At 51.7% G+C, this 21157-nt stretch carries 14 protein-coding genes; 11 read left to right on the top strand and 3 right to left on the bottom strand.

Annotated elements, in window-relative coordinates:
- Positions 1-352 precede the first annotated feature (352 nt).
- From JTE88_RS01165 to trpB, 6 genes are all read left to right on the top strand, one after another.
- Positions 353-1153: a hypothetical protein gene (locus tag JTE88_RS01165; protein ID WP_204424833.1), complete on the top strand. Its 801-nt coding sequence runs from the start codon at positions 353-355 to the stop codon at positions 1151-1153.
- Between the two features lie 33 nt (positions 1154-1186).
- A complete protein-coding gene (locus JTE88_RS01170) occupies positions 1187-1801 on the top strand; it encodes a heme-binding beta-barrel domain-containing protein (protein WP_204424834.1) in 615 nt (204 codons plus the stop codon).
- A complete protein-coding gene (gene ygfZ, locus JTE88_RS01175; protein WP_204424835.1) occupies positions 1798-2934 on the top strand; it encodes a CAF17-like 4Fe-4S cluster assembly/insertion protein YgfZ in 1137 nt (378 codons plus the stop codon). The genes JTE88_RS01170 and ygfZ overlap by 4 nt, the downstream gene beginning before the upstream one ends.
- On the top strand, positions 2934-3395 hold the full coding sequence (dtd, locus tag JTE88_RS01180) for a D-aminoacyl-tRNA deacylase (protein ID WP_204424836.1): 462 nt from the start codon (positions 2934-2936) through the stop codon (positions 3393-3395). The genes ygfZ and dtd overlap by 1 nt, the downstream gene beginning before the upstream one ends.
- Positions 3396-3484: 89 nt before the next feature.
- The gene (locus tag JTE88_RS01185; RefSeq protein WP_204424838.1) at positions 3485-6061 is read left to right on the top strand and encodes an ATP-dependent Clp protease ATP-binding subunit; all 2577 of its coding nucleotides are present in this window, start codon (positions 3485-3487) and stop codon (positions 6059-6061) included.
- A gap of 423 nt (positions 6062-6484) precedes the next feature.
- Positions 6485-7858, top strand: a complete 1374-nt coding sequence (trpB, locus tag JTE88_RS01190) for a tryptophan synthase subunit beta (RefSeq protein WP_204424839.1) — start codon at positions 6485-6487, stop codon at positions 7856-7858.
- Between the two features lie 89 nt (positions 7859-7947).
- On the opposite strand, the gene JTE88_RS01195 is transcribed toward trpB, so the two are convergent.
- Positions 7948-9288, bottom strand: coding sequence for a Na+/H+ antiporter family protein (locus JTE88_RS01195; protein ID WP_204424840.1), 1341 nt, complete (start codon positions 9286-9288; stop codon positions 7948-7950).
- A gap of 210 nt (positions 9289-9498) precedes the next feature.
- Here JTE88_RS01195 and ppdK point away from each other — a divergent pair, with 210 nt between their 5' ends.
- From ppdK to JTE88_RS01210, 3 genes are all read left to right on the top strand, one after another.
- Positions 9499-12237, top strand: a complete 2739-nt coding sequence (gene ppdK, locus JTE88_RS01200) for a pyruvate, phosphate dikinase (RefSeq protein WP_204424841.1) — start codon at positions 9499-9501, stop codon at positions 12235-12237.
- Positions 12238-12428: 191 nt separating this feature from the next.
- Positions 12429-14315, top strand: a complete 1887-nt coding sequence (locus tag JTE88_RS01205) for an acyltransferase family protein (protein ID WP_204424842.1) — start codon at positions 12429-12431, stop codon at positions 14313-14315.
- Between the two features lie 106 nt (positions 14316-14421).
- Entirely contained in the window at positions 14422-15867 is a 1446-nt protein-coding gene (locus tag JTE88_RS01210; RefSeq protein WP_204424843.1) for a hypothetical protein, read from the top strand.
- 41 nt (positions 15868-15908) lie between these two features.
- Here JTE88_RS01210 and JTE88_RS01215 read toward each other — a convergent pair whose 3' ends face one another.
- Positions 15909-16934: an alpha/beta hydrolase gene (locus tag JTE88_RS01215; RefSeq protein WP_204424845.1), complete on the bottom strand. Its 1026-nt coding sequence runs from the start codon at positions 16932-16934 to the stop codon at positions 15909-15911.
- A 168-nt stretch (positions 16935-17102) separates the two neighbouring features.
- On the opposite strand from JTE88_RS01215, the gene JTE88_RS01220 reads away from it, so the two are divergent.
- Complete coding sequence (locus tag JTE88_RS01220; RefSeq protein ID WP_204424847.1) at positions 17103-18419, top strand: MFS transporter; 1317 nt, start codon at positions 17103-17105, stop codon at positions 18417-18419.
- 501 nt (positions 18420-18920) lie between these two features.
- On the top strand, positions 18921-20474 hold the full coding sequence (locus JTE88_RS01225) for a C40 family peptidase (RefSeq protein WP_204424848.1): 1554 nt from the start codon (positions 18921-18923) through the stop codon (positions 20472-20474).
- A gap of 97 nt (positions 20475-20571) precedes the next feature.
- Here JTE88_RS01225 and JTE88_RS01230 read toward each other — a convergent pair whose 3' ends face one another.
- Positions 20572-21075 (bottom strand): inorganic diphosphatase, encoded by a 504-nt coding sequence (locus JTE88_RS01230; RefSeq protein ID WP_204424849.1) that lies wholly within the window; start codon positions 21073-21075, stop codon positions 20572-20574.
- Positions 21076-21157: the final 82 nt, after the last annotated feature.

Raw genomic sequence — 21157 nt, forward strand, 5'->3', positions numbered from 1 at the left:
GGCCGCTCGTAGCGGCAAATATTTGGAGCCCGGGGCTTTCACGACCCGGTGTCTTGTTAAGTACTATAGACCCTTCGCAGGCGAATTGCTAGCTAGCAAAACTGCACGCTTTCTACTGCCGGTGCACACTGTTGCACGAGCTAGAGCTTAGAGGAGCTGCCGTCAAGAGGGGGCTTGTCGGACAATGATTGAGACTTATAACTGAGGCATGCGTTTAAACGAGGCGGCGGTAGGGTTATAGGGTGGCAAGAGAATAAGTAGGTATGGCAACCAGCGCAGTTGGACGCCGAGTTTTCGACTCCGCCCACGCAAATCTTTCCCAATATCCCGTCACTTGTGAAACAATGTTTAGGTGAATACAACCGAAACACAACCAACTGCTGACAGTTCGGAGTCGGCGCCAGTGCTCAAAAATGTCCCAGGAGATTATTTATTGACAGCTGTGTGGGAAAAGCGTGCCGGATACGCACGCGCTCTGCTTGGCGTATATGCGGCAACATCGCTTGCACTCGGTGCTGTTTTCGGCCCGTACATGATTGCTGTGGCGGTAGGTATTATGGGGGCAATTATGATTGCGGGTTGGCCTAATCTTCTGAGTTTACCGACCCGATTCATTCCGCGCGTTCTGTTAACGTTATTGGCGGTCACGTTGATTGTGACTGCACTCTTTGGAACTGTTGCGCATACTGCCATTGTTGGCGCTGCGAGTATTATTGCTGCGTTTATTGCGGAGATGTTTCGCACAGATGGCCGTCCGCGACTGATCGAGCAGCTTTCAGGAGGCTTTGCGGGGGCAGTGGTGTTGATGTCGGGCTCGCTGTGGATTCATGCGATGCGACTTGGTCAAGGTAAGAGTATTGCTATTGTGGCAGCGATTACCTTGACCATTGTGGCTCTTATGCATGCTTTTGATTCTCTTGCTGCTCGCATTGCTGGCTTCGTCAACGGTATTGCTTTTGCTCTCGGCTTTGCCTACCTCACCCAAGTGCCGTTGGATTCTGCTTTCGTTATTGGTGTTTGTGTGGCGGGGGCATATTTGCTTTCGGCTCGCGCAGTGGAGCATATGCCAAAACCTTCACAGCCGTTGAGCGGAGCCGCGCGGGCGATGATTCCGCCGTTAGCGGTAGGCGTTGTTGTCTTGATTGCTAGCTAGGCAGGATACAACGAAGTCGTTTAGCCTTAGAGTATGGCTATTAGACTTCCTGAAAATTTAGTTCCTGAAAATACTCCGCTGGCGTGGATGATTGATTCGTGGGTTGGTGGTGGCATTCTTGAGTACGAGAATGTGGAACCTGCTGCGTATATTCACGAGATGTGTTTCGATGCTTCGGACGGTGGTCCTTATCTGAAGGTGACCTCGAAGGTGTGGTTGGCGAAGGAACCGGCAGGCGTTGTCGATAAGGAGGCACCTGGTCAGGTGACGTATGATCAGCTGACGAAGGATGAGCTGTGGATGCAGCACACTGGCTATATTCGGGTCAATCCGGAGTCGAACCAGCGCGAAGACGGCTCGTATGAGATTGAATCTATGTTGACCTCGCCGGTTGGTGTGGCCCACGCATGGGTGGGTTTGATTAACGGTCCACGGTTGCAGATGATTACTGATTCGGTGATGCGTTCGGGTTCGGGCGCGATGATCGAGGCGGCGAAGATCATGGCGGGTTCGGTTGCTTCTGATTTGTTCTATGCATTGGATATGGCGGCGTTCGGTGCAGATATGCGTTCGTATATGGCGGGCCGCTTGTCACGGACCTTCGATGCGAGTGTGGATCCAGCTGCTGATGAACAGGATGCGCAGTGAGTATCGATTCTCTTTTTCCCAGTGCAGTTGTTTTCGACGGCGACCGGGTTCCGGCGCACTTCGGTAATCCGTTTGCTGAAGAGCAGTCGTTGCGCGCGGGCAAAGCGTTTTCGATTCTGGATCGCGACGTCGTCGTGGTGCGTGGCGTGGATCGGATGAAGTTGTTGCATCTGATTTCTAGCCGTAATTTTGAGCAGGTTCCTGCAGGGGTGTCGACGGAGATGTTGGTACTTGATGCGCAGGGCCATATTGTTCATGCAGCGGGCGCGATGAGTGATGCTGAGACGACGTGGCTGATTACTGATTTTGGTTATGGGCAGGCGTTGGCTGATCATATCGCCAAGATGACGTTTATGATGCGTGTGGAGACTAAGGTTTTGGCCGATCCGCTCGTGGTTGGTTTGCTGAATTGGCCGGGCGAGCTTCCGGTTGAGCTGACGAGTGTTGCCCGCTGCGTGTGGGAAGATCCGTGGCCGACTACGGCTGAGGGAGGTGCTACCTATGGTGTGGACGACGTCGATCATCCGGCTCACGGTACCCGCCGCACCGTCGTCGTGGTTGAACAGACCAATACGCAACGTGCGTTGGAGGCGTTGGCTGGTTTGTTAATCAAGCCGGCTGGTTTCCAGGCGTGGGAGGCGGCGCGGATTGTGGATTGGCGTCCGTCGTTGAGCCGTGAGGCCCATAGTTCTGCTATTCCACATGAACTCGATTGGTTACGTACCGCGGTGCATTTAGATAAGGGTTGTTATCCGGGTCAGGAAACCGTGGCTAAGCTTGTGAATTTGGGTAAGCCTCCGCGTCGGTTGGTGTTCCTTTATTTGGAGGGCGGCGAAGAGGAGTTGCCGGAGCCGCGTACGGAGGTCTCGTTACAAGGTCGGTCGGTTGGTGAGTTGACGTCGGTGGCGCGTGCGGTTGACGACGGTCCGGTTGCGTTGGCGTTGGTGAAACGTAATGTTCCTCTTGATGCGGTATTGACTGTGGGCGATTTTGAGGCATCCCAGGTAGAGATTGTTGGACGTGAGGGTAAGTCTTCAGCTTCGCCCCAGGTGCGTCCGGGTAGCGGCTTGAGTGCTCGTCGACTGGGTGGTCCGCCGCCTGCGATGTCGTCGAAGTCGTTGGGCGGTAAGTGATGCGGGCAGTTCTGCAACGGGTCAAGCGTGCAAGTGTGACGGTTGAGCGCGACGGCGAGGACGTCGCCGTCGGCAAAATTGGTTCGGGGCTTGCGGTTCTTGTGGGGATTACGCACGACGACGGCGAAGCTGAGATTGTGAAACTAGCCAAGAAGATTGCGCAATTGAAAATTATGCGTGACCCCGATGGTTCGGATGATCCGAAAGATCGGGTAAACGTTGGCGATGCTGGTGGCGGGGTTTTACTGGTCTCGCAATTTACGCTGTACGCGGATGCGCGTAAGGGAACGAAGCCGTCGTGGTCGCATGCGGCTCCAGGTGTCGTAGCGCAACCATTGTTTGATCGGCTTGTTTCGGCGGTTCGTAGCTACGATATAGATGTTCAAACCGGAGAGTTTGGGGCGATGATGGACGTCGAGATTCTTAACGACGGACCATTTACCATCATCCTCGATATTTAACAGTCATGCCGGTGGCGAACGCGCTACCGGTTCCATACAAAATGTCGCTATGGTAGGTGGCAGTTGTATGAATTGAAGGAGAAACCACATTGTTTGAAAGGTTTACTGACCGCGCTCGCCGAGTGATCGTGCTTGCGCAAGAAGAAGCACGCGACCTCAAGCATAACTATCTTGGTACTGAACATATCTTGCTAGGCTTAATTAAAGAAGGCGAAGGTGTGGCAGCCAAAGCGCTAGAAGCACTTGGTGTTTCCTTTGATGCAGTGCGTGAGCAGGTTGTTGAGATTATTGGCGAGGGGCAGGAGCAGCCTTCGGGGCATATTCCGTTTACTCCTCGTGCTAAGAAAGTTCTTGAGTATGCGATGCGTGAGGGCCTCCAGCTAGGTCACTCTTACATTGGTACTGAGCATTTGTTGCTCGGGTTATGCAGAGAACAAGAAGGTGTTGCCGCTCAGGTACTCGTCAAGCTGGATGCTGATTTGCCGAAGGTTCGCCAGCAGGTAACTCAGTTGCTCAGTGGCTATCAGGGTAAGGAAGCTGTCGGTGTTGGCGGTGGTGGCCCACGCGAAGGTGTAAAGTCTGGTTCTACTATTCTTGACCAGTTCGGCCGCAATTTGACCCAGTCTGCGCGTGACAACAAGCTTGATCCGGTTATTGGCCGGCATACTGAAACTCAGCGTGTAATGCAGGTGCTTTCTCGCCGTAATAAGAACAATCCTGTTCTTATTGGTGAGCCAGGCGTCGGAAAAACGGCTGTTGTTGAAGGTTTAGCTCAGGCGATTGCACACGGCGATGTGCCAGAAACATTGAAGGATAAGCAGCTCTATTCGTTGGATATGGGTTCGCTTGTTGCTGGTTCGCGTTATCGTGGTGATTTCGAAGAGCGTATGAAGAAGATCTTGAAAGAGATCAATACGCGCGGCGATATCGTTTTGTTTATTGATGAGATTCATTCCCTTGTGGGGGCCGGTGCAGCAGAGGGTGCTCTTGATGCGGCTTCGTTGCTCAAGCCGATGATGGCACGTGGTGAGCTCCAAGTTATTGGCGCTACTACTCTTGACGAGTATCGCAAGCATATTGAGAAGGATGCGGCTCTTGAGCGTCGTTTCCAGCCGATTCAGGTTGAACAGCCGTCGGTGAAGGAAACTATTGCGATTCTCGAAGGATTGCGTGATCGTTACGAGGCATTCCATCGTGTGACGATTACCGATGAGGCTCTCGAAGCGGCGGCCACGATGGCAGATCGCTACATCAATGATCGGTTCTTGCCGGATAAGGCCATTGATTTGATCGATGAGGCCGGCGCCCGGTTGGCGATTCGCAAGATGACGGCTCCACCAGAGTTGCGTGAATTGGATGAAGAGATTGCCGAGATTAAGCGTCAGAAGGAAGCTGCCATTGATGGGCAAGATTTCGAGAAGGCTGCTGCGTTGCGCGATCAAGAACAGCAACTAACTGAGAAGCGTGCAGAGCGCGATAAGGCTTGGCGCGAAGGCGATCTTGACGTGGTTGCGGTGGTTGACGAAGAGCTGATCTCGGAAGTGCTCTCGATGGCTACCGGTATTCCAGTCTTCAAGCTCACCGAAGCGGAGTCGTCGAAGCTTCTTCGTATGGAAGAAGAGCTTCATAAGCGCGTTATCGGTCAAAACGAAGCAGTTGTGGCGTTGTCACAGGCAATCCGCCGTACACGTGCTGGATTGAAGGATCCGAATCGTCCAGGTGGCTCGTTTATTTTCGCAGGTCCAACTGGTGTAGGTAAAACTGAGCTTGCTAAGGCGCTTGCAGAGTTCTTGTTCGGTGATGAAGATGCGTTGATTACTCTGGACATGTCCGAGTTCCAGGAGAAGCATACGGTCTCGCGCCTGTTCGGTGCTCCTCCGGGATATGTTGGTTACGACGAGGGTGGCCAGCTTACCGAGAAGGTTCGCCGCAAGCCGTTCTCTGTTGTGCTTTTCGACGAAGTTGAGAAGGCGCACCAAGATCTGTTCAACTCTTTACTCCAGATTCTGGAAGAAGGCCGGTTGACTGATTCGCAGGGCCGTGTGGTGGACTTCAAGAATACCGTGATCATCATGACCACCAACTTGGGTACTAAGGACATCGCCAAGGGCGTTGCTACTGGTTTCCAGTTCGATGCTGATGAGACTGGCTCTTACGAGCGGATGAAGTTGCGGGTTAACGATGAGCTGAAGAACCATTTCCGTCCAGAGTTCTTGAACCGTGTTGACGATATTATCGTCTTCCCACAGTTGCAGAAGCCAGAAATCTTGCAGATTGTTGATTTGATGATTAACAAGCTCGGTGCTCGTCTTGCCGATCAAGGTATGGGCATTGTACTGACGGATAAGGCTAAGGATTTGCTTGCTGACCGTGGCTACGATCCCGTGTTGGGTGCCCGTCCGTTGCGTCGTGCAATCCAACGCGATATCGAAGATCAACTGTCGGAGAAGCTGTTGTTCGGCGAGTTTAGTTCTGGTCAAACGATCGTGGTTGACGTAGATGAGGATGACATTCCAATGTCGTTTACGTTTACCGGTCAAGATTCTGACTATCGCTTGCCTGAAGGCGTCACTCCTAACGCGGAAACTGAAGTGATGAATGGTCTGGCTCAACCGGCATCGTTAGGGCCTACAGATGAGCAGAATGTTGCTGATCAAGAAAAGTAGCTGAAAACTGAGTCACATATGTTGGGAGGTACCACCAGTGGTGGTACCTCCCAACATATGTGACTAATCAGAAAATGATTATCGTTCCAGAATTCCCGATTGATTCTGCTGCACCACAGCCCGCCGGTGATCCTGAAAAATTATAATCTGTGCATTGTGTTGTGCTAATTGGGGCGTGAGTTAGTTGTTCATGTCAGATTCTGGACTGGCTTGCGCATACAGAAGCTTTAGCCGTATGCTCTAAACGTGATGAACATGAATCGAAACTGGTGGTGGCTCGCATAGGCGAGCCGTTTATCGACGATTCTTATCCGGTTCGCACCAACTTCTTCGAAGTGGCGGGCCGGTTTTTTATATGAGCTTGGCTATTTGAGAAGAAGTGCCCCCAAACAACAGCTACACGGCAGTACTGAAAGGTATCTCATGGCTCGCTCGACTCTTCTTAACGCATACTTCGGCCAATTCGGCGGTCAATACGTCCCCGAACAACTCTTACCCGTCTTAGACGAGCTCGAAGTAGCATACGTTCACGCCTGTGACGATCCGGAATTCTTAAAAGAGCTCGACGAACTTCGTCGCAACTATTTGGGCCGCCCAACACCGATTACTGAGTGCGCAAACTTGCCGATAACGACGTCGAAAGCGCCGGGTAGCCCGCGGGTTCGGCTTTTCCTCAAGCGTGAAGATCTGGTTCACGGTGGCGCGCACAAGGGCAACCAAGTCTTAGCGCAGGCCTTGTTGGCTCGCCGGCTTGGTAAGACCCGGTTGATTGCGGAAACTGGCGCTGGTCAACACGGTACGGCGACCGCGATGATTGCCGCATTGATGGGTATGGAGTGCACGATCTATATGGGCGCAAAGGACGTTGCCCGCCAGCAGCCGAACGTGTTGCGGATGCGCATGATGGGAGCAAAGGTTGTGCCGGTTGTGGGTGTTGAAGGCTCGATGTCTAACGCGATCGACGTGGCTCTGACCGACTGGGTAGATAATTTTGACACCACCCATTATCTGCTCGGTTCGGCATGCGGCCCGCACCCGTTCCCGACGCTGGTAAAAGGTTTCCAGGCCGTGATCTCGGAAGAGTCGCGTCAGCAGATGCTGGATCGAATCGGGCGCCTGCCCAATATGGTGATTGCTGCTGTGGGTGGCGGTTCGAATGCTATTGGGGCGTTCGCTCATTACCTGAGTGATGAGCCGGGCAATGAGGATGTGCAACTGGTTGGTGTGGAGCCGGCTGGCGAAGGTCTCGATTCAGGCAAGCATGGCGCTCCGCTCGAACGCGGCAAAGTCGGGGTACTACACGGCAGCAAATCGTATGTGTTGCTCGGTGAATCGGGTGAGGTAAGTGAGTCGTACTCGATTTCGGCCGGCTTGGATTATCCAGGTGTGGGACCAGAACATGCTTATCTGATGGAGACGGGCCGGGCGCGCTATGTGGGCATCACAGATGCCGAAGCCGTGCAGGCGTTCCGGATGCTGTCACGTTATGAAGGCATTATTCCAGCTCTGGAATCCTCGCACGCCCTAGCGTATGCCTTGAAGCTTGCAGAGTCGATCAACGCCGGCAACCTGGTGGAGGCGCTCGGTGAGCGCGGGGCGCAAGCCGCACGCGAATCTGGTGAGGTCGTTTTGCTAGTCAATCTTTCAGGTAGGGGCGATAAAGACGTCGAATATGTGCACAACGTGATTGGTGATTTGGTGTATGACGATCCAATGGACACACCGGTTACTGATCCGCGGGTTGCTGACGTTCTAGCGAAGATGACGCAAGAATCCAACGCGCGCGAAGGTCTGTAGTTCGTTGTTAGTAGGGTTACTCGTGGCTATGGGGAAATGTCGCCACAGCCACGAGAAACGAGTTGCTTGGGCACTGTGACTTGGGGCCGCTAGAGTACCATTGCGGCAACCCATCCTGCAATAAGAAGCGGGATGTTGAAGTGTAGGAACGTGGGGATAACTGAATCTCGGATGTGATCGTGTTGGCCGTCAACATTCAAGCCAGACGTGGGCCCGAGCGTCGAATCCGAAGCCGGAGAACCGGCGTCGCCGAGCGCACCTGCGGTACCGATAATCGCAACGGTTGCCAGTGGAGAGAATCCCAGCGAGATTGCTAGCGGAACATAGATGGTGCTAATAATCGGCAGGGTCGAGAACGATGAACCGATACCGAGGGTAACGACGAGGCCGACAAGAAGCATCGCGAAAGCGGCTAAGGCTTTGTTGCCGTCTACCATCGTGCTAGCTGATTCTACGAGCGATTCAACGTGCCCGGTTGCGTTCATTACCGAAGCGAATCCTTGCGCTGAAATCATGGTGAAACCGATAATGGCCATCATTTTCATGCCGTCGCTGAATGCGTCGTCGGCTTGGCGAAGTTTCAGTGTCCCAGTCACGAGGAATACGCTTAGGCCTAACAGCGAACCCAGGAGTAGCGCGTCTGCTTCGTAGCCCAGCGAGTTCAGTACCAGTTGTGTGCCAAACGTGACCAGCACGGCGACGACGGAGACGATTGCGTTTTTCTTCGATACGGTTGCGGTGGGTGTTTGTGTAACTACAGTAGATTCGGCATATGTGCGTGGCTTGCGGTATGTAAAGCCGATCGCAATGATGAGACCGGCGAACATGCCGGCTGCTGGAATTGCCATGGCATGCATAACGTTAATTCCGCTCACGTCGAGCCCGGCTTGTTCAATATTGCCGAGCAAAATATCGTTCAAGAACACTGAGCCGAACCCTAGTGGGATAAACATGTAGGTGGTGACCAAGCCGAAGGTCAGGATAGAAGCAACGATGCGTCGATCGAGATTGAGGCGGTTGAACACCGGTAGTAGTGGGGGGATGAGGATCGGGATGAAAGCGATGTGAACTGGAATAAGGTTCTGACTGAAAATAGCCATCAGGACAATCCCGCCAAGCAAGCCATACTTAACCAGCGCAGTGTTAGTTTCGGACTGCCCAGATTTTGTGCGCGAAATCAGCCAGGAAGCCAGGACACTCGGTAGGCCAGACTGGGATACTGCCATAGCGAATGCGCCAAGTAAACCGTACGATAGTGCAATTTTTGCGCCAGCACCGAGTCCGTCTTGGAACGCCAACATGGTTCCGTCAAGACCAAGGCCAGCCGTGAACCCTCCGACAAGCGCGCCAATAAACAATGCGATCACAACGTGAACCCGGGTGAGCGCTAGGAGGAGCATGGACACAACAGCAACAAGTACAGCATTCATAAGCCCTACTCTATGGCTGCCGGCAACTTCTCTCAAGAAACTAGAAAATATCTCAAGATGTGAACAAAATCCTTCAGAATTATCAGCAGTAAACGTGTTCAAGGTCGCAGAAAAGTTCTCCTCTTTAGGACCAAAGTGGTAAGTTATGACGAGGACTAAAAACATTTGTGTTCGAATGTTTCACACAACCCAATGGAGGGCGCTACGCATATGACGAAATATGTCTACAATTTCACCCAAGGTGATAAGGACCAAAAAGATTTATTGGGCGGTAAGGGAGCAAACCTTGCCGAAATGACGAAATTGGGATTACCTGTCCCACCAGGGTTCACTATTACCACCGAAACCTGCCGATACTATCTGAAGCACAACACTGTGCCAGAACAGCTCGATGCCCAAGTGAGCGAAGCTATCGCCGGGGTTGAAGGAATTATGGGGAAGAAGCTCGGCGATCCCCACGATCCACTTTTGATGTCAGTACGATCTGGCGCTAAGTTCTCCATGCCAGGAATGATGGAGACTGTGCTCAACATTGGTCTCAACGATGAGTCAGTCCAAGGATTAGCAACCATTGGCAATGAGCGATTCGCGTGGGATTCCTACCGTCGACTCATTCAAATGTTTGGCAAGACAGTCATGGATATCGACGGCGACCTATTCGCTAATGCGCTTCACGGCCTTCAAGAGCGCAATGGATATGCCGGCGATCTCGATATGACCACCGAGGACCTCAAAGAACTCGTGGTCACATTCAAAGAGATCTTCGAACGCGAAACTGGTATCGACTTCCCGCAAGATCCACGCCAGCAGCTTAACCTCGCCGTCGTCGCTGTATTTAACTCTTGGAACACTGACCGCGCACGCATCTACCGCCGTCGCGAACATATTCCAAACGATCTGGGTACGGCAGTCAATGTGCAAACTATGGTGTTCGGCAATATGGGTGAAGGCTCAGGAACCGGCGTCTGCTTCACACGCGACCCATCCACTGGCGATGCCGGCGTCTACGGCGACTACCTCGAAAACGCCCAAGGCGAAGACGTCGTTGCCGGAATCCGCAACACACTCTCTCTTGCAGATCTCGAACGTCTCGACAAGACCTCCTATGACGAGCTCGTGGCAATCATGAAGAAGCTCGAAAACCATTACCGCGACCTCTGTGATATCGAGTTCACTATTCAGCAAGGCAAGCTGTGGATGTTGCAAACTCGCGTCGGCAAGCGTACTGCTGCTGCAGCGTTCCGCATCGCAAAGCAACTCGTCGAAGAAGGCCTCATCACCGAAGACGAAGCAGTCACCCGAGTTTCTGGGGAACAGCTCACCTCTTTGCTCTTCCCACAGTTTGACAAGAAAGCAAACAAAGAGCTCTTGACACGTGGTATGGCAGCCTCGCCTGGTGCTGCAGTTGGTGAAATCGTGCTCAACAACGAACAAGCCAAGGCGCGCGTTGCTGCCGGTGCGTCGGTCATCTTGGTTCGCCGCGAAACCAACCCGGACGATCTTGAAGGCATGGTTGCAGCCTCTGGTGTGCTCACTGCTCGTGGCGGCAAGACCTCCCATGCAGCCGTCGTGGCACGCGGTATGGGCCGGTGTTGTGTAGTTGGTGCTGACGAACTCCTCGTCGAAGAAGTTGCGGGAACAGTTTCCATCAAGGGAACCGGTCGAGTTTTTAAGGCCGGAGATGTTATCTCCATTGATGGAACCACCGGTGAAGTCTTCGCAGGTACAGTGGCAGTAACGAACTCTCCAGTGATGACCTATATCGCTGACGGCATCGAGGCTGCCCTAGCAGCAACCGACGACGCCGACACCCAAGACCTCGTCCGCGCAGTAGATATGATCCTTACCCGTGCCGACAACGCCCGCCAGCTCCTTGTGCGGGCTAACGCTGATACGCCGGAGGATGCTCAGCGCGCTCGCGAATTTGGCGCTCAAGGCATTGGTTTGTGCCGCACCGAGCACATGTTCTTAGGGGACCGGCGCAAGCTCATCGAGACTGTTATCCTGGCAAAGACCGAAGAAGCTAAGCAGGCAGCATTTGATGCACTCTTGCCACTTCAAAAGGGTGACTTCCTCGGTATCTTTGAGGCAATGGATGGACTTCCAGTAACTGTGCGACTTATCGACCCGCCGTTGCATGAGTTCTTGCCAGACCTCACTGAACTGTCAGTTGAATTGGCAGTTAAGGTAGCTAAGGGACAAAAGGTTACCGAAGACGAGCATGCGTTGCTTGAAGCAGTGAAGGCAAACCACGAGCAGAACCCGATGCTTGGTTTGCGTGGCGTGCGCCTAGGATTGAAGCTACCGGGCTTAATCGCCATGCAGGTGCGTGCGATTGCCGAAGCGGCGGCTGAGTTGAAGAAGGCAGGTAAGGATCCACGGCCAGAAATCATGGTTCCGTTGATTGGCTCGTCACGTGAAATGCAGATCGTACGCGATATGGCCCATGATGTTTTGCGTGAGGTGTCTGCCGAGCACGGCATCGAACTCGATTTGCCTATCGGTAATATGATCGAGCTGCCTCGTGCAGCAATGTCTGCCGATACGATCGCGGCCGAATCTGACTTCTTCTCCTTCGGCACCAACGATTTGACCCAGACCACCTGGGGGTTCTCGCGTGACGACGTCGAATCAACGTTCTTCAACGAATACTTCGACTATGGCGTGTTTGGTATTTCGCCATTCGAATCAATTGACGTTCACGGCGTTGGTGGAGTTGTAGAGATGGGTGTAGAACGCGGTCGGGCGACCAAGCCTGATTTGAAGATGGGTGTGTGTGGTGAGCACGGTGGCGATCCAGCGTCGATCCATTTCTTCGCCGAAATTGGATTGAACTATGTTTCCTGTTCGCCATTCCGCGTGCCAGTTGCTCGCTTAGAAGCTGGCCGGGCTGCTATTTCGAATGAATCGCCTCGGTCAGCAGGAGGAACTGCTAACCATACTGCCTAAAGAAACCCGGTAATACAGGTAGATTTTCAATTGTTGGCACATATCGATCAGATATGTGCCAACAATTCTTTTTCAAACATAATTCGGTTATTGGGGTGAAGATTCTTACAGTAGTCTTCTAGGTAGTTTGTAGGTTCGAAAGCTGACGGGCGTGGACGTAGGATAGATAGTCAGAACTCGGAGGTAGATCAGTGAAGCGTACTCGACATGGACGTATTCTAGGCTTAGACGGTTTACGTGCGATTGCGGCTTTTTTAGTTGTCCTCTACCATTTAATTCCGGGTTTTGCAGAGGTTGGTTTTATCGGCGTAGACATGTTCTTCGTCATCTCTGGATTCCTCATCACGGCACTGTTGGTTAAAGAGTTCGATACGAATGGATCGATCTCTCTCAAGCAGTTTTGGATGCGCCGGATTCGCAGGCTAGTGCCGGCAGTTGTGATCGCGACGATCGGTTCGTTGGCGCTGGCTCGTATTTTCGGGGGAGATGCGCTGACGCAACTTAAATGGCAAGCGCTTGGGGCAATAACCGGAACTTACAACATTTTACAGATTGGGCACTCTTCTTCTTATTTTGACCAACAATCACCATTGTTGTTGAACAATATGTGGTCATTGTCTGTTGAGCAGCAGTTCTATCTTTTCTGGCCACTGCTCTTAGTTATTTTCGTCCACTGGCTCAAGCCCAATATCCGTGCGATTGGTGCGTTGTTGATAGCAGCTGGTTCGCTAGCGGTCTATGCAGTGAATCTTGGAGCCGACCAGACCTTTTCTTATGTATCGCCGTTGTCCCATTCTTTTGGGCTGATGATAGGCGCTGCAGTTGCGCTACGGTTACCGGGCTTGTTAGCTGGTGAACGAAGGGACGCACCAAGCTTTTGGGGCTACCTATCTTGGGTAGGTCTAGCAACCATCATAATTTTGAGTTTCGTTGTTCCTGATGGCTGGTGGATGTATCCACTGGGGATGCTGGGATTCTCAACCATCACTGCAGTGGTCATTCGAGGTATCCTTCCCGACGTACCAGGTCTTGGCGCGAGCAGTTTACAATCAGTGCTCGAGTGGCGCCCACTTGTATGGCTGGGTCATCGTTCCTACGGAATTTATCTTTGGCATTGGCCGCTGCATGTTATTGCGTTTTATCATCCTCCGTTTGATGTCCGTTATACTGCCATCTTCATAATGCTTTTGAGTATTTTATTCGCCGATTTATCGTTCAGATATGTTGAAACTCCGATCAGAACGCAAGGGTTTGTTCAGTGGCTGCGTACGGTAATGAAAACTCGAACGCGTGCGATATGGTATGCGTTGGGTTTCACAGTTCTGTCAGTTTTAGCTGCCATCGGCCTTGTAACTGATCGAGAAATATCATCTGGAGAGGAATATATTCGACTGGCTCAAGAAAAAGCGTTGGCTGATCAGCAACATCAAGAGCAAGCACCCTCGAAGGAAGAGTCAGGCCAGGTTACTGACCCGGGCCCGGCGCAGACGCCCAGCGCTGAAGAAGGCAACGAGGAAGAAAACGGCGAAGAAAGTGAAGAATCTACCCCGACACCGGTACCGGATCCAGGGCAAACCTACGTCCCTGAAGTTATTGGTGCCAACGTTACAGTCATCGGAGATTCCGTTACACTTGCTTCTCAACCTGCACTGCAGAGTGTTTTACCAGGTGTAATAGTTGATGGTGCGGTTTCTCGTTCCATAAAAGAGTTCCCTGCTATTGCCCAACAGTACGCTCAGCAAAACGAACTACGTCCTTATGTAGTCATTGGGCTGGGGACTAATGCCATCATCACCGAACAAGATGCAGAAGATATCCTTGCTATACTAGGGCCGGATCGTCGGGCAGTGTTTGTTACTGCATCAGCTCCAGAATATGCAACTTGGGTCCCAATAGCTAATGCCACGATGCGCGCTATTGCGCAGAAATATCCGGAGCGAGTTGCGCTTGCAGATTGGCAAAATATCGCGTTAGCGCATCCGGAGGTTCTCGCAGGTGACCGTGTTCACCCTGACGCTGAAGGTGGACAGCTCTTTGCTGATGCTATTGTCCAGGCGTTGCAAAATTTCTCACGGTGAAAAATGAGACTATCTAGGAACCTGTGGGAACTTAGCTGTAAGATTAACGAAGGGCCGGTTGGTTCGCCAAGAGTTGTGCACATGTGTCGTAGGGGAGGAGGAGGGTATGGCGGTTTTTGCTCTCAATAATGGGCGATTAGAAGATGCTCCTCAGTTGTCAGGGGATTTTCATTGGGAATCTGATGAGGTCATACGAGCTATCAGCGAGCAAACTCTCCACCTCGTTGATCGAGCCTTGTTTCCTGTAGGAATAGTGACAAACGAAAGTTCGTCATCGCCCCAACAGTCCTTGATAGCGCTGGACTCTGCCAAACGTGTTGTGACAATTGAAGTTGTACCTACGTTAAATTCAGACGTGTTACTCCAAGCGACGCATCGTGCTGGCACGTTTAGTTCCCTCAGTCGCCAGCAACTTGCATCTATTTATCCTGGCACCGAACAAGATTTTGCTCATCGATGGTCGATGTTTCTTGAAGGCACAAGTCCACTGTCTCAAACCTCTGCGCGCCTATACGTATTTTGCCTTGAAGTGACCAATGATGTTCGCCAGTCTCTTAGCGGAGTTGATATCAGTGTCAAGCTTGTTATCCCGCACCAAGGATCTAGCTCTACGCTTATTGAAGTTACTGATGTTGAGAATTACTCGCCGGATCGCCTCAGCGCTCCGCCTGCACCATGGCTGATAGGTGCTCCGTCGGCGGAAGTACCTGCGGTTTTAAGTGCCGTGCTCGCAAATGAGAAGGGACAGGTGGCTGTAGATGATGATGAAACAGGCCAAGTTCTGACCGATACTGATCACACTACTGGCGAGATAATCGATCAGTCATTGTGGGAGATTAAGGGCTGGGTGGACCGTCCAAATATTCCGCCGCTACCGCAACGAGCCGTAAAACCTAGCCGTGTCAAAGTTGATATCTCCGCTCTCAACGCCAATCAGCATGCACAGACCATTGAGTTTGCTGAAAATGAAGCTGTTCAGGAAGACGTAGCAGTGCAAGAGCAGGGGCAGGCAGTGGCGGATGGTTCTCAGCATGTTGGTTCGGTCATCAAGCTGGCTGAACTCACTCAACCGGTTGAGTCTCCTCGTCGGTATGGCAAGCGTATGAGTAGACGAGCACGGCGTCATGGGGGTGTTGAAAATCCCGAACAACATGTCATTGGTGCAGATATGCGGCACAATGATGCCGAAGGTATAGTCGTTGACGGGGTTCCCTCAGAGACAACTTCGACAATCACTGATGTGGAGACGAAGATCGACAATGGGTCACAGCATGCACCAGGCAAAGTAGTTCAAGCAGATTCTGACGCGGTCTTATATCAGCAACTTTTGGAGCGGGCCAAGCGAGCCGAGCAGCGTTTGTGGGATAAATCAGCTCCCAAGCATAACCTCGATGCGGTCATATTCTCAGAGGAACTGTCAGCAAGCGAAGCAGAGCGAGCGGTCGCCGAAGCAGCGGAACATGATAAGACGCAACTCGCAGAGTGGATAACTCGACAACGATCTGCAACTAACCAGCCCACACGCCGTTCTCGGCGCTCTCGCCGTCGTTGAATTAGTTAAACTCAACGACAGCGATTGCGGAAAACTTTTGGTTATGGCAGTCGCGCAAATGCAGAAATCCATCGATCGCACTGGTTATAAGCTTCCTGGCGTACCTCTGCCCGGGAGAGCATGACATCATGGATTGCACCAGACAACTTGACGATTGTTGTGTGTGTCGAAATATGTGCAGCTCGTTGCCAAATCAGTTCGACATCTAAAACTCCGTCCACGCTCCGTTGATTTGGCGCCCATACATCAACAATTGAGGATTGCGCAGAAGTGAGGACAAGGGTAGGTAGATCAGTATTGAGACCGCGAGCTACCTTCGCATGACCTGCCAAGACTGCTGACAGCCATCCAGCGCGAACCGGGAAGGTCGGGAAATGGCGGAAGCGTGGATCAGGTTTCCAGCCGCCTTCAAAGAAGGGATCGCCAGCCGTATGGATAGGCATCGGCCCGTCTTCTGCCTTCCATCCGGTGAGTGTACGCTGATAGAAACCGTTATCTGATGAAGAAATAATCTTTGTTGGGTTAAAGCGTGCTAGTGCATCGATGAGCGGTTTACCTAGTTGGCGGGCGAGCACGGAGTCTTGATACTCCAGCCATGGCGAATTGAGAATGAGACCAGCAAGCTCGCTAGCGTGACGATGCGCCCACAAAGTTGTGGTCAAACCACCTGTGGAGTGGCCATACAGAATAATGGGGACGCCTTCGCCTTCTTCTGACCGAATAATATCAGTTGCAGCTCCGATTTCTTCATCATACGTGGTTAAATCACTGACGTATCCCCAGGGCTGTCCCTCGCGATGCGAGCGACCGTATCGACGTAAATCAAGCGCATAGAACCGGCCGCCCATAGCGGTTACGGCTTGTGCGAAGTCGGTATGGTAAAAGTAATCATTCCAACCATGAACCGCCAATAGTGCAAAACGCCTGGTCGTACCCGCTTCAGAAGCATCTTTGAGTGGGCGATGCCGGATTAGGGTTGCAACTACAGAGCCTTGGTCGTCGTCTGCTAGTGGAATTGTGGTCGCGAAATATTCGTCGCCGAGAAAGTCTGGATACCATTTTGTCATAGAATAAGAGTAATAGTAGTGCTAGAACTACACAACAGAAGTTGTTGTGCGAGTGCTTGTCAAGGTCATCTATGGTTAGAATATCTTCCGGGATTTAGATGACGACGTCGTCATCACAGCTAGTATTCCATCATTGCTATTCACTTTTCTTACTACAAAGGGGTTTCTATGGGGTTCTTTAAACGCAATGGCTTCCATAGTCGAGAGCAGATAGCCGCATTCTTGACGGTGGTTTTTTCTGGACAAATTATTTATTCGGCGTTCGAATCTTTCAAGATACCGTTCTATCAGCGTCTTGTTGAGTATTACGACCTGACTGATACTCAGTTTGGACTTCTATTTACTATGCTTGGAGTAGCTGTCTTTTTCTATATTCCAGGAGGCTGGGTTAATAATAGATTTAACGCTCGGACAGTTCTTATGGTCGGGCTGGCCTATCGATGTGCCACCGCATTGTTTATGATACTTGTGAAGCCTGCTTTTTCTGTGATGCTCGCCATCACATTTACGTGGGGAATTGTTGATGCGATCTTCTGGCCAGCAGTTGTCAAAGGCGTGGTTTTGTTCTCCTCTAAGTCGCACAAAGGATTCGCATTGGGAACGCTGACAGCATTTCGTGCGGGCGGAGAAGCGGTTTTGAACGGCGTGATGATCGCAGTGATGTCACTCGCGCATGGATCCCTTTTGGCGTTCCGCTCCGGTATGGTGGTGTACGCGTTGTTAACGTTGCCCCTTATTGCGCTTATCTATCGATATGTTCCAGCGGACCCGCAAGAAGATGGTGACGTTTCAGAAAATGCGGAAACAGTAGAGGTTTCTAGCAAAGAAGCGCTAACGGGCCTGATTCAAACATTGAAAATTCCGCGAGTGTGGTTGGCAGGTTTTGCTGGCATGAATGTCTACTGGGTCTACACGACGTTAATCTATACCACCCCGTACTTTGTTCGAGTTTTTGGGATGGGGACGGAAACTGCCGCTCTGTATGCAACTGTCAATGCAGTGTTACTCGGACTCGGTGGTGGTCTAGTTGGTGGAATCGTCGCAGATCGGGTATTTAAATCATCGGCGCTCACATTGGCAGTAACATTGTGTGGCGGAGCAGTATTTTTGCTTGGCTTGGCACTGTTGCCGGGAGACAGAGGAAACATGATTTTCGCGTTAGTGCTCATTTCTCTCTTTGTGTTCTTGACGATGATGGCAAAAGGGATTCAACAAGCTCCAGTTGCAGAGTTGAATCTGCCGAACTCGATCGTGGGCTCGGCAATGTCGGTTAATTCCTTCCTTGCATTTGCATGTATTTTATGGGCGACAACGCTTAATGGTTCAATTCTCGATGCTTACCGTGACGATCCGGCCACCGGGTTCAGCATTATTTTCTTGATGATGGCTGTGGTTGCCTTGGTTGGTGCAGCTCTATCCTGGTGGCTAGTGGTTCTCAACCGGCGTCACCTTCACGTCCTTGAAACAAGTGAAGAGGTTCTTTGATAGCTGACAAGCTCCGGGGAGCACACGGAGACTAGTAGTAAGATAGTCGAACACGAAGGGTCTGTGCGCTGGTAAAGTGCATGGACCCTTCGGGCTATTTTAATGTGAGTCGTTTTGTCGGTTGGTCTGCGCTACTTTTGTTTGCACACCAGTTTCTTACTCCGTCGCATGAGGTATCTTGCTGCCAGCCTGTCTGTTGCGCGTCGGACTTGAGCATGTTGAGCGTGGCGGGAAGATTGTTGATCGTTAGATCATATGTCACTGCGCAGGGAAGTGATTTCCCTTCCTTAAACGCAGTATCTGGTTGGGTCTTGATGGATGTTGGTGCTCTGAATAGCAAATGTGGATATCGTGAATCGTGGGATGGCTGTTAATCAAGTGAATTATGTTTTAGGTGTTTCTTTTTTGGTCATTTTGGTATACGGTCAATAGGTAGCAAAGTAGTTTTGATAAAAAAATCAAGGCGACGCGCGGAGAACATTTGAAACACCGGAGGAATTTGTGAAGAAGCGGGCATATACCCTTGGGGCGTCACTGAGCGCATTGATGCTGGCATTTTCGGCACATACTGCCTTTGCTGCTCCAGTCTCAGACGATGACATTACGCAGTCCCAGGCAGCTGAAGAAACCGCAAAACTCTCGATTGCGGACGCCGAACTCGAATTAGCAAGGTTATCCGGTAAATCTACAGAACTTGAAATGCAGGCCGCACAAGCTCGCGCTGCCAGCCTGAAAGCTGAAGGCGACTTGGCTGATTCAATTGCGCAAGCAATGAACACCCAAAAGAAAGCTAATGAGGCACAAGAAAATGTTGATCGTGCGCGGCGTGAGTTAGGTGCTGTTTCCCAGGCCGTTTATCGTGATTCCGCCGCAAATATTACATCGTCGTTCTATCTTTTTGGTGCAGATAACCTCAATGAAGCCAACAAGCGAACCCGTGCGTACGATGCTGTTGCTAGTCAAGCTGATAGCAAAGTTAAGCATTTTGCTGCATTGGAAAAAATAGCACATGTTCTCCAGAACAAAGCTGACCAAGCCGCAGATGAACAACGCGAAATTGCTAATACTGCCAGTGAAGCTGAGGAAAAAGCGCAAAACTTAGCTCAACGAGCTCAGCAACAGGTCGAACTAGCTAAAGATCGCCGAAGTCAGCTTGTGACTGTGCTTGCCCATCAGCGTGGCACTACCGAAGCGCTTGAAGCTCAGCGATTGGCTGATATTGAAGCTGATCGTGCAAAGCGTTCGCAGGCAGCCGCTAACGCTTTGATTGCCAGTGCTAATGCTGATCGTTTCGACCAAGCAGTTGAGATAGCTCGAAAAACTTCGCAAGAGGCCGAATCTTCGATTGTAACCGTCAAAGCAAATCTTGATGCGGCGGAAAAGTCAGGAAATAAGGAAGCTGCCGATCGTGCACGTGCCGCCCTCGAGCAGGCTGAAAAAGCACGTGAAGCGGTCCTAGCAAATCAGCGAGCTATCGAAGAGCGTGCCGCTGCTGAGCGTGCCGCTGCTGAGCGTGCAGCAGCTGAGCGTGCCGCTGCTGAGGCTCGGAAGGCGGAAGAGGCTGAACGAGCTCGAGCTGAAGCTGCTCGGATTGCAGCCGAAGAACAAGCCGCGCGAGATCGTGCAATTGCTCAGCAACAGGCCGCTGCTGCCGCTGCTGCCGCCCAGGCTGATGCCGAAGCTGCTGCAGAACCGGAACCTCCGAGTGGTGGAACAAGTTCCGGTCAAGCTCTTGTAGACTTTGGGCGACGCTACCTCGGAACGCCATATGTCTGGGGTGGAAACACGCCGGCAGGATGGGACTGTTCGGGATTCATGAAGTTCATTTTCAATCATCATGGAATCAACGTTCCGCGAGTATCGAGCGAATACATGAATGCTGGTTTCAGACAAGTTTCCGCTTCCGAAGCTCGCCCAGGTGATGTTCTCTGGTGGCCTGGGCATGTCGGAATGTACAGCGGTAACGGTATGCATATTGCAGCTTACAACCCTGCGATGGGTACCCAGGAGGGGCCAGTGTACGGAAACCCTATCTACCTGCGAATCACTGGCTAAAACTCGGTTCACTCCGTGATAACAGTCGTAAAGTAAAGCGTTGGGTGGAACCTTCAAAGGTTCCACCCAACGCTTTACTTTACAGGCTAGCTACTTCTCAGTGGCCGTGAGTGTAATATCCGGTATCCTCTGCTCGCTTGAACGAGGCGCGAATTTCTTCTTCGGCAGCTTCACGGCCAACCCAGTGTGCACCCTCAACGGATTTACCGGGCTCAAGATCCTTATAGACTTCAAAGAAGTGTTGGATCTCAAGACGGTGGAACTCAGAGACATCCTCGATTTCAGTACGCCAGGAAGCGCGCTGGTCAGCGGAAGGAACGCATAGTACCTTGTCATCTCCGCCTGCTTCGTCAGACATGCGGAACATTCCTAGAGCGCGGCAACGGATGACGCAACCAGGGAACGTTGGCTCGTCGAGAAGAACGAGCGCATCAAGCGGATCGCCGTCTTCACCGAGAGTGTTGTCTATGAAACCATAATCATCGGGGTATCGGGTAGATGTGAAGAGCATACGATCAAGACGGATACGGCCAGTCTCGTGATCGACTTCGTATTTATTACGATTGCCCTTCGGAATTTCGATTGTGACATCAAACTCCATAGGTAACTCCTTCGGCATGTCATTTAGTCTGCTTTTAATGATTGTAGCCGGTGTTTCCTGCTTGCGTGTGGGAGACTGGTGG

This window comes from Arcanobacterium phocisimile, from assembly GCF_016904675.1.
Taxonomy (GTDB): Bacteria; Actinomycetota; Actinomycetes; order Actinomycetales; family Actinomycetaceae; genus Arcanobacterium; species Arcanobacterium phocisimile.

Bases quoted from the DNA above. Each gene is read 5' to 3' on its own strand.
- JTE88_RS01170 (WP_204424834.1), top strand. From the start codon at position 1,187: ATGGCTATTAGACTTCCTGAAAATTTAGTTCCTGAAAATACTCCGCTG.
- dtd (WP_204424836.1), top strand. From the start codon at position 2,934: ATGCGGGCAGTTCTGCAACGGGTCAAGCGTGCAAGTGTGACGGTTGAG.
- trpB (WP_204424839.1), top strand. From the start codon at position 6,485: ATGGCTCGCTCGACTCTTCTTAACGCATACTTCGGCCAATTCGGCGGT.
- JTE88_RS01195 (WP_204424840.1), bottom strand. From the start codon at position 9,288: ATGAATGCTGTACTTGTTGCTGTTGTGTCCATGCTCCTCCTAGCGCTC.
- ppdK (WP_204424841.1), top strand. From the start codon at position 9,499: ATGACGAAATATGTCTACAATTTCACCCAAGGTGATAAGGACCAAAAA.
- JTE88_RS01210 (WP_204424843.1), top strand. From the start codon at position 14,422: ATGGCGGTTTTTGCTCTCAATAATGGGCGATTAGAAGATGCTCCTCAG.
- JTE88_RS01215 (WP_204424845.1), bottom strand. From the start codon at position 16,934: ATGACAAAATGGTATCCAGACTTTCTCGGCGACGAATATTTCGCGACC.
- JTE88_RS01220 (WP_204424847.1), top strand. From the start codon at position 17,103: ATGGGGTTCTTTAAACGCAATGGCTTCCATAGTCGAGAGCAGATAGCC.
- JTE88_RS01230 (WP_204424849.1), bottom strand. From the start codon at position 21,075: ATGGAGTTTGATGTCACAATCGAAATTCCGAAGGGCAATCGTAATAAA.